The organism is Pirellulales bacterium, assembly GCA_035499655.1.
Classification (GTDB): Bacteria; Planctomycetota; Planctomycetia; order Pirellulales; family JADZDJ01; genus DATJYL01.
In genome coordinates, this window is the sequence record DATJYL010000034.1 from 1 (window position 1) to 8,783 (window position 8,783).

Below are 8,783 nucleotides of genomic sequence, written 5' to 3' on the forward strand. Positions count from 1 at the left end.
CTGAATCACGGTTTTTGCTGTTTTTGTTCGATCCCACGCAAGATCCGCGCTGGCATCAGGCGCTGAAAGAAACCAACGGCCATCACCAACCGCCGCCCCCGCTGGTCAACGTGCACCGGCAAGAAGCGGTTCTTCGCGAGGCCTCGATCCGTATTCGCAAACTCTTGCAAATTTCCGATGGCGAGCGATTAAACCGCCCTTTGATTGTCGTGCTTAACAAAGCCGATGCTTGGCTGCAGCTCCTCGGCCAGCGCTTGCCGGATTGCCAGGGACCGTCAAATTCCACCATTTGGGCCCTTAACATCGACGAAATTCAGCGTCAGTCAGCGCAGTTACAACGATTGCTACGCACCCATGTTCCGGAAATTTGCTTTGCGGCCGAATCGTTGGCCTCCACCGTCTACTATGTCCCCGCCAGCGCGCTGGGAAATACTCCGCGCTTTGACGCCGCCGGTCAGGCGTTTTGCCGACCCGGGGACATTCGTCCTTGGAACGTAACCACTCCCTTTCTGTTGGGCGTCAATTTGACTGTTGGCGGGTTAATCGCCCGCGGACACGATCCGGTTCCTACCAATGCCCTTTGAACTGCAATACACCTCGGCGCCGCACGGCTTACTACCCGGTCAATCCGGACTGGCAACGGTGAAAATGACCAAGGGCATGCCGCTCCAATTGCGCGAATCGCTGGAAACTCTCAGTTCTTACCACGGCGCGTCCATCGAGCACGCCAGCAGCAAGCAATTTCAATGCTCATCACTGCTGCACTTTGCCGCGGCAGGAACTCGCTGGTATGTTCTTTCCCGTTCGGCCAACGCTGGGTTGGATTACACCCATCGCCAAACCTTCTTCGTTCACCACGTCGCGTTTTCTCCAGAAGAGACCGCCGGCCTCGATCCCCTATCGCTGCTTAATGCTGCCGACTTTTTGCGATCGCGTTGGGACGGCCGCGTCGAAGAAATTGCCGCTCCCCCGCGTATCCCGCACCCAGCGCAGCCCGGTGCAAAATTAAACGGGCCTTTGACCGCAGAATGGAAGGCTTTTATCGTCGACGAGGCTCTGGCAGGTAAGCTCATTTATCTCATTACGCCCGAAAATTCCTCGCTGTCGCTGGCCGAATCGCTTTTGGCGGCAGCGACTCAACGGGAACGTTGGAACGTCACTTTTATGACTCGCTTTCAATCACTTTCGCCAACGGTCAAATGTGCCGTCCGATGCCTTGCTCCCGGCGCTCCTCTCCCAGCCCAACTCGATCGCTCGCAGGCCACGGTCGTCGATGCTACCGGGCCTTTGGGACCTGCTCCGCCGGGCCGCGTTGTGGCCAGCCAGCAGTCTGTGCCCGAAGCAAGAGCAATGGTCCCCGCTGTGACTGCGGCGTCCATCCCCAGGCCAACGCACCGTCAGCCGAGCATGACAACGGCCGAAGAACGCTGGCAAAGCGAAGCCGCAGAATTCGTGCGCCCCAATCGCCGCTCCACCCCGACCGAATCGCCGGCCGGCTATTCCTTTGGCCAAGGCATCGCTCTAGGCGCAGTCGCAACATTGGCCATCTGTATGGGATTGGCAGCCATTATCATCCTTAGCCTGCAATCTCGAATTGCGGAGCGTGACCAAACGATCAACGATAAGACAACCGACTATGCAAAATTGCAAACAGAGCTTTCCACCGCGGAATCACAACAAAAGACGACCGCCGCAGAGCTCGATTCGCTGAAGAATACCACGACTCAACAACTTCATCTGCTCGATTCGAACAAACAAACGTTAAACGAAACCATCGACAGCCTAGAAAATAAACTTAAAGAGCGCGATGCAACTATTACTGGTTTGAACAAACAAAACGACGAGCAGAAGGCCAGTATTAACTCACTCCAGGCAGATATTAATTCGCTCAAGACAGAAAAAGAACAACTCGCTCAGCAACTCAAGGACGAACTTGCCAAACAAAAAACCAATCAGCCAGATAAGGGTCAGACCGTCGCTGACAGCGGTAAGGCGCCCGTACCACCTCCGACTCCAACACCTACTCCCCGAAGCTTAATCCCGGATGTAAGTGTCGGCAATTCCAGTGTAATTGATGTACCAAATGCCCCACCGAATGCTTCTATTTTAAAGCTCGATTTGACTGGTGTCTCCGATCCATTCACTTCTAAAGCGATTGAGTTCGGTAAGATCGTAAAGTGCTTTCTTAGTGCACCCGGTCCAGGCAAACCAGCATCTCCTAATGGTGTCGAGCTGGCAACTTTTACCACGCAAAAGAACAAGGTTAGCGTCACCTTTACTTGGTCTGACGGAGTTAAATTTCTTAACGATGCTCAAAAAGCAGCCATAAAGGGACAACTCGATAATGCCACACTGAAAGTTACGTATGAAGGCGGCGAAGAAAAAACAGTTCCGCTCTCCGGACAAAAATGATGCTCTCGACACTCGACAAAACAAAAGCCGATCTCGCCCGCGCCATTGAGGAAATTCGCACTTTCGTCAATTCGTCTGACCATGCCAATTCACCGCAAGCGGAGGAACTGGCTTCCGTGTATGCCCAGGCCTGCCTTTATGCCAACCAGCGGCTGGAGCGCTGCAGTGCTCTGCTTGCCAAGGGCTGCCGCCCAGAAGCCATTGCTTTGTCCGAAGCCGATCCTGATCTGCTGCAATTCGTGGCGTCTCTCTCGTTTTCCGAGCTCGCGGTGTGGCAAGAGCTCACCGGCACCTATGGCTGGCCCCGTGCGGAATCGCTGAAAACACAGATTGCCAATGCCATTAACGATGCCTATGCCATGGAAAAGCAACTGGCGCCGCTCCTCGGCCAGCATCGAACCTTGGCCTTGCAAGATGCCCCCATTAACCAGCGATTGAGCGTTTTGCGCCAAATCGCAGGCGCCGACATAACCACTGCATTTTGGCGCGACGATGTGGCCGTGTTCGAGGGACAGTACGCGCTAGAATTAGGTGCCGCCGGGCAATCTTGGCTCAATTCAAATCATTTTGCACGCATCCAGGATTTTGTCGGCCAGATTGAACAAGAACCTTGGACCAGTCCGTTACCTGAAAGCACCAATACGGTATACCGCACCGCTCTGGAACGAATTTCCTACGAGCAGTTGTTTCCAAACTTGGCCGTGGAGCTGGAGCTAGCCTATAGCCGTAAAGATGTGGGCCGATTGGAAACCTTACGGGCGGATTGGAATCGGGTTGTGGGTCGCTTGCAAAAAGCAAAATCGACGTTATCTATGCCTCCGCTGCTGTACCAACGTGTCCAACCCATCTTCGATCAATTGGATCGCGAAGCGGAACAACTGCGTCAGCTTGTCTTTCAGCGCGATGTGCAAGCTTTGCTCACCGCCATTCGACAGGAACAGCCTGCGGAAAAAATTGATGTCCTCGTGGCCGCGGCCGAATCGCATGGCTATCAAATTCCCAAGCAGGTCCTGGACGAATTGGCGGTCTTTCGCCGTTTGGAATCACGCTCCAAAGCCACCTCCACTTTGCTCGTGGTCATCTCCGTGTTTGCGGCGGCCGTTTTTATCGGCTTGTTCTACTTAATGTTCCAATACATCAACTCCCAAAAATAGATCGGCTTCGTTCTTTATCACATTCCCAGGGGCGCTCGGTCATGTCTGGCCAGGACTTAATCACCAACGATGTTTGGTATGTCAAATCACAAGGCGCCGTGCGCGGACCATTTTCAGAATCCGTTTTATTGTCGATGAAAGAATCGGGCCGCATTGCGCTCGACACATTAATTTCTGCCGATCGCGAGCATTGGAAGCCCATTAGCGTTCTGGGGGGAACATTCTCGCAATCCGAAATTGCGCTGACGGACGGACAATTCCCTTTGGCTACGGAAATGGCGTCGCCCGGAGTGCAATTCTATATCCATCTGGACGGACAAACCGTCGGGCCATTCAGTGTTCAAACTATCCAGGAAAGAATTAGTGCTGGGCTGCTCGGGCCGACCGATCCAGTGTGGATGCAAGGAAATCCGGCGTGGCTCCCAGCAGCCCGCCTGCCGGGGCTGGCCTTTCCTGTCAGAACGGTGCCGATCTCTGCTTGGCTGAAGCAAAACGCCCTTTTGTTGACAGTGGTGGTTGTCGCGGTTCTAGCCTTGATGATCGCTCCGACCTGGTATGTATTGGCCGTCAATGCCAGTCGGGTCGCCAAACTCAACGAAGAGAAGGCGGACGAGCTTCACCGCCAGGAACTTGAATCTGCCCAAAACATCTCCAAATTGGATCGCGAGCAAGCTGCGCGGCAAAAGCGCGAAGACGATTTGCGCGAGTATCAGAAAATGAAGCTCGATTACGAAATTCAAATCGAACGCATTCGCGCCAATCGCGATCAAAACATCGCTCGCGGTCAAGATGCGGATGCGGAAACCAGAGCGCTGACAGAAACCAACAAGCAGCTCGAAGAAATTAACGCCACGATCAAACGGCTTGAAGAAGAGAAATAGTTTTACAGTTCACTGTCGTCGACGGGCCCAGCAGTTGTCACGTGTTGTCCTGTCAAGGAGAATTGGGCAACCCCCGTGCCATTCACTCCGTCGGGTGTGGCACGCGCAAGATCCACGCTGAGCGTGCTCCTGCTTCCTGATCGAAATTCCTCCGCTTGCGGTTCTCTCATTCATTTAGCCCCGGCGATCAGGAAACGCTCCCGCCGTAATTGAACACCGCGCTCCCATGCCCTGGCGAAACGCTTTGCCGCCTGTTCATAACAGTTAAAGAAAAGCCGCTCCCAGGCCGCCCCGTGGGAGGAAGCGTCCGTCAAGATGCGCATCCATGAGGAAGGCCGTTGAGCGTCTGCTCGACCGTCTCCCGAACGACCTGATCCACGTGCGAGCGAATCTTCCCTTCCTCGATCCGAATCACGCCTGCAAAGTTCTCCTCACTTCCGGATTGTGTTACAATCTCCATCTGGCAGTCCTTTCGTGCTGGTAGGGTTGGTTTGACAACAAACTTCTACCAGTTCCAGGACTGCCTTTTCAATTTGTGCGCACAATTCAGGACGTTATCCCGTGGGACGGCCCAGGAGCACCCGGTCTTCATTTCAGGTGGGTCACCGCCGCGGCCGGCATGGGCGCCGGCACCCGCCAAGTTGTAAGCCTGCGTTGGCCGTGCCAAGGGTCCCTCCAAGTCCGCGCCTAAGTGCTGGCGATGTGAATACTCTCCTTCCAGAGAAGCGCGCTTTCCTCGTCCCCTGCCATCAGCAAGCCACCGGTTACTTTCCTGTAACTAAAAACGTTGAATAGTTCAGTAAATACTCTTAGCCAATTCGTTGCTCGTCCCACCCGTGTTCGGGCCCAGAGATCGGCGGCGGGCAGCTCCCTATCGAATTAACGTTTGCGGGGATGTACCAGAATCTGCGTCGGGGAAGAGCCAAGGAAAACCTCACCCTCCGTCGACGGCTCGCCGAGCGAACTGCGAGCTCTTCTTGGCACGCCGGCGACCGAACGAGACCCTGGCCAAGTTCCATCCCTGCGGCCACGGTTGGCGCCGTGCGGTGGCCGATAGGTCGGCTGCAGAGGTCCGTGATGTGCACAAACCAATGGAAGATGCCCACCAGAACGGCGTCCAGTCCTGACTCGTCAATCACGGGGCGCCTCTGCAACGGTCGCAACGATTCAGCGCAGACGCCGGGTGCTTGCGGCGGTGCGGCGCGACAACTATCTTGCAATGCGGCCTGGCCCGAGTCACTGGTTAGCTCAGTAATTGGCTTGGGTGTCCGGCCCCTGACTATTTGAAGACGGACTCCTGCATGTCGAGCGATGAGCAAAAAACCAACAAAAATTGGCTGGCATGACACCTGTACGGCAGTACTTTTAAAGTACGCCGATGACTTGTCTCGTCGGTTTCGACTTCAAGATCGCGTCCCTGATATCTTTCGTTGCCTCGAGCGCCTCGTCGGGACGTTTGCGCCGCGCACGATCCTTGACCCCAATCTGTTCCTTCCGGCAATGCAGACGTTCCCGTTTTCGCTGCTGGCGGCAGCGTTGGAGGCACTTCCTGCCGACGCCGCATTTCAGTTGCTGCACAAGGCGGATTTACCTGAGCTGGCTGGACGCGTAAAGATGCTCGTGTATCTGCTCGACGACAAAACACCCTTCTACTCACTGGACGAGTTAGCCGCTGAACTCGGGCAATTCAGGGAATTCCTTCAGCAACACCGGGATTTCCTTGTGCAAACAGGGCTCCCCCCAATGACGTTTAAGGGTAGCCGCTGGCTGTACGAGGAACTGGGGAGAGTCTATGACACACGCTGCACTGGATCCCCGTGGCCAATCGATGAGTTTGCAGACGAAGCTATCGCCTTGAAAATGGATCCCTGCGAGTGGATCCGCTGGAAGAAACGAACGGGAACGACTCTTGGCCAAGCCGGTGGCGACGTAAGAGGGCTGACGGTAGAAGAGCACAAAGATTTGCCGAGCCCCGAAATCGATTCAAGAAAGCAAGATGCATCGGGAGAATTCAGCGACCAACAACGCAAGCTTTTCCTAGCCGATTTATTCACAGAGGGTAAGGATCCTGTCAAATGTTCCTATGCCAAGGCTGATTTCCTTAACGGCATGCGGGCTGAGGATGCGATCCGTTTGGAAGCGTGCCGAGCCACTGTGCACGCCCTGAAGCTTGAGACCCTCGATCAACTTGTTCAGGCCACGCGCGATCGTCGCGCAGACGAAATCTGGCAAAACTTCGTGCCAGTACTCAAGAAAAGCATTCCGCACGACGAGCTGGAGTTCCTGTTAAGCATGGATCGGTTTTACCTTGGCGCCGATGTACGTGTAAAACGAGTGGTCACCGAGAATCCGGAGATGATCCCCGGCGGACTCAGTAACCTCATCAATGTCGTGGGCCATGTCGAAAAGGAAATCTGCATCGGAACGCTGAATAAAACAAAGCACCTTTGGGACACGTCACTGCCAAAAGATGCCGTTGCCCAACATCCAGGCGAGTACCCGGCCGCCGCGCACTACTTCAAGGCCTATCGGCGTCCGACGCATCGGCAACTGGACGCAATTCTCGATGAAGCACGGAGGCTGGGGGAACAAGAAGCCAGCTTTTGGCAGGACTTCGCCGAGCGTGTGCGTAAGGCGTTAGGTCCTGAATGTCGCATCCCTGTCACGGCGTACGTCAAATTGGAAGATGCCCTGACAATCGCACCACGTCTTCAGGAGATAGCTGATAAGCTCTCCCAGGCCGGAGGCGAGGCACAACCCGACGGCGCTCAAAACCCGTTCGATCCACGCGACAAAGTGATCTACGACATGTGTTGCAACCGAGTGAAGTATACGAAGATCATTAGGCAAATTGCAGGGCAGTTTCCGGGGCAGCGAATCACAACCGTAAATGGGATTAGAGCGGCCGCGGATAGATATGCCGATCGAAACAAACTGCCCCATCCACCACTTCGCACGCGAGGCAGACCCAAAAAGAAGTAACCATCCTGGCGATGCACTCGGGCACGTTTGCCGCCTTCCGAATTAGCTAATGACCGCTCTTCATTCCGAGGTGAATCCGAGCGTGACGACGCGTTGGTACCCCTGCACCTTCTGCGGTGACGCAGCAGCAAGGTATGTCGTGCGAAAGGGCGTTTGTGATCCCACCAACCGGCAATGAAAATGATACTAACGAATCACCCGATTCGTGCCATGACATCGATGGCCCTGGTGTGGTCGACTTCTGCGTACACTTCCGTAATCGCTGGCGAGCGATGTCCCAGGATGATCCGAGCCACTTCGATGCCATGCTCCCGGCGCAAATTTGTGGCCGCGTTATGCCGTAACTGATGCGGGTGCCAGTGCGGAACGAATGCAACCTTATCGGCTTCGATGCCTGCTTCCATGGCTGCAGCAAGCCGAGCTTTGTTGGCGGCCATGATACCGTAGGTCACGGCGCGCCGATAACTGTGAGTGTCATAAACCGGGCCCGCTCGTTTTTTGGGCGACTTCTTGCGATTGGTCCCTGGACGATTACCATACGAAAGGGGTGTTCTCCGCGCCGCATGGCGGGCCCCGTAGATCCGCAACAGCGAATCGGCCGGACTGAACAGATAGGCTTCCAGGTCGGCTTTTAGAAACGGTTTAAGGATCTGTTGCGCCTTGGGGCCGAAGTACACTTTCCGCTCGTGCCCACGCCAGGCGGTTTTGTGAGTGGGGACTGTGTAGACCCAAACGCGGCCGGTCATATTGATGTCGGCGCCACGTATGATGGTCACCTCGCCGCTGCGCATCCCGGTGATGCGCTGCAGCTCAATCATGGCCGCCACTTGGGGTGAGACATAAGGCAGCACCGCTTCGACGAATGCATCGGGGACTGGCTTCACGGGCTCCGCTTCCCGTGCTTCTGTGCGGCCGAAGCGAAGGCCCGCCACAGCCTGTAAGCCATGCAACACGCTGGGTGGCACCAGCTCGTTCTCTACCCCCCACTTCACGATATGGCGAATACGGTTCACACGTCCGTTGATGGTTTTGCGCGCCAGGTCTGCTTCGATCATTTTTTGCCGGACAGTTTTGAGGGCTAGCGGTCCAAAGTCGGCCACGCGGGTCGGTCCGTAGAGCGCTTTCAGTGGACGCATGGCGTACGCGAAGTTTTCGAGTTCAGCTCCGCTATGATAGGCCTTGGCATAGCGCAGAAACGACGCCAGCAACTCGGAAATTGTGAGGTCGCTCGATTGCTTGTTGGGCAGAGTGCCGTGGTGAACGGTCCATTCCGCGATTAGTCGGTTGTATTCTCGCCGACTTGCCGCTGTATTGTAGTGGCCCAAATAGATGTCGCGCCCCCCGAGAGTGACGA

6 protein-coding genes are annotated in these 8,783 nt (G+C 55.4%); 5 read left to right on the forward strand and 1 reads right to left on the reverse strand.

Annotation, left to right across the window (positions count from 1 at the left end; genetic code table 11):
* The 5 genes from VMJ32_02230 to VMJ32_02250 form a co-directional block, all read left to right on the forward strand.
* The coding region (locus tag VMJ32_02230; protein HTQ37814.1) for a hypothetical protein at window positions 1-584 on the forward strand (584 nt) is incomplete at its 5' end.
* Window positions 574-2,412 (forward strand): hypothetical protein, encoded by a 1,839-nt coding sequence (locus VMJ32_02235; protein ID HTQ37815.1) that lies wholly within the window; start codon window positions 574-576, stop codon window positions 2,410-2,412. The genes VMJ32_02230 and VMJ32_02235, both read left to right, overlap by 11 nt.
* Window positions 2,412-3,566 carry a hypothetical protein gene (locus VMJ32_02240; protein HTQ37816.1) on the forward strand — a complete coding sequence of 385 codons (1,155 nt, stop codon included), beginning with the start codon at window positions 2,412-2,414 and terminating at the stop codon, window positions 3,564-3,566. The genes VMJ32_02235 and VMJ32_02240 overlap by 1 nt, the downstream gene beginning before the upstream one ends.
* 41 nt (window positions 3,567-3,607) lie before the next feature.
* Window positions 3,608-4,447 carry a GYF domain-containing protein gene (locus tag VMJ32_02245; GenBank protein HTQ37817.1) on the forward strand — a complete coding sequence of 280 codons (840 nt, stop codon included), beginning with the start codon at window positions 3,608-3,610 and terminating at the stop codon, window positions 4,445-4,447.
* A gap of 1,311 nt (window positions 4,448-5,758) precedes the next feature.
* The gene (locus tag VMJ32_02250; GenBank protein HTQ37818.1) at window positions 5,759-7,429 is read left to right on the forward strand and encodes a hypothetical protein; all 1,671 of its coding nucleotides are present in this window, start codon (window positions 5,759-5,761) and stop codon (window positions 7,427-7,429) included.
* 194 nt (window positions 7,430-7,623) lie between these two features.
* Here the strand turns inward: VMJ32_02250 and VMJ32_02255 are convergent.
* The coding region (locus tag VMJ32_02255) for a site-specific integrase (protein HTQ37819.1) at window positions 7,624-8,783 on the reverse strand (1,160 nt) is incomplete at its 5' end.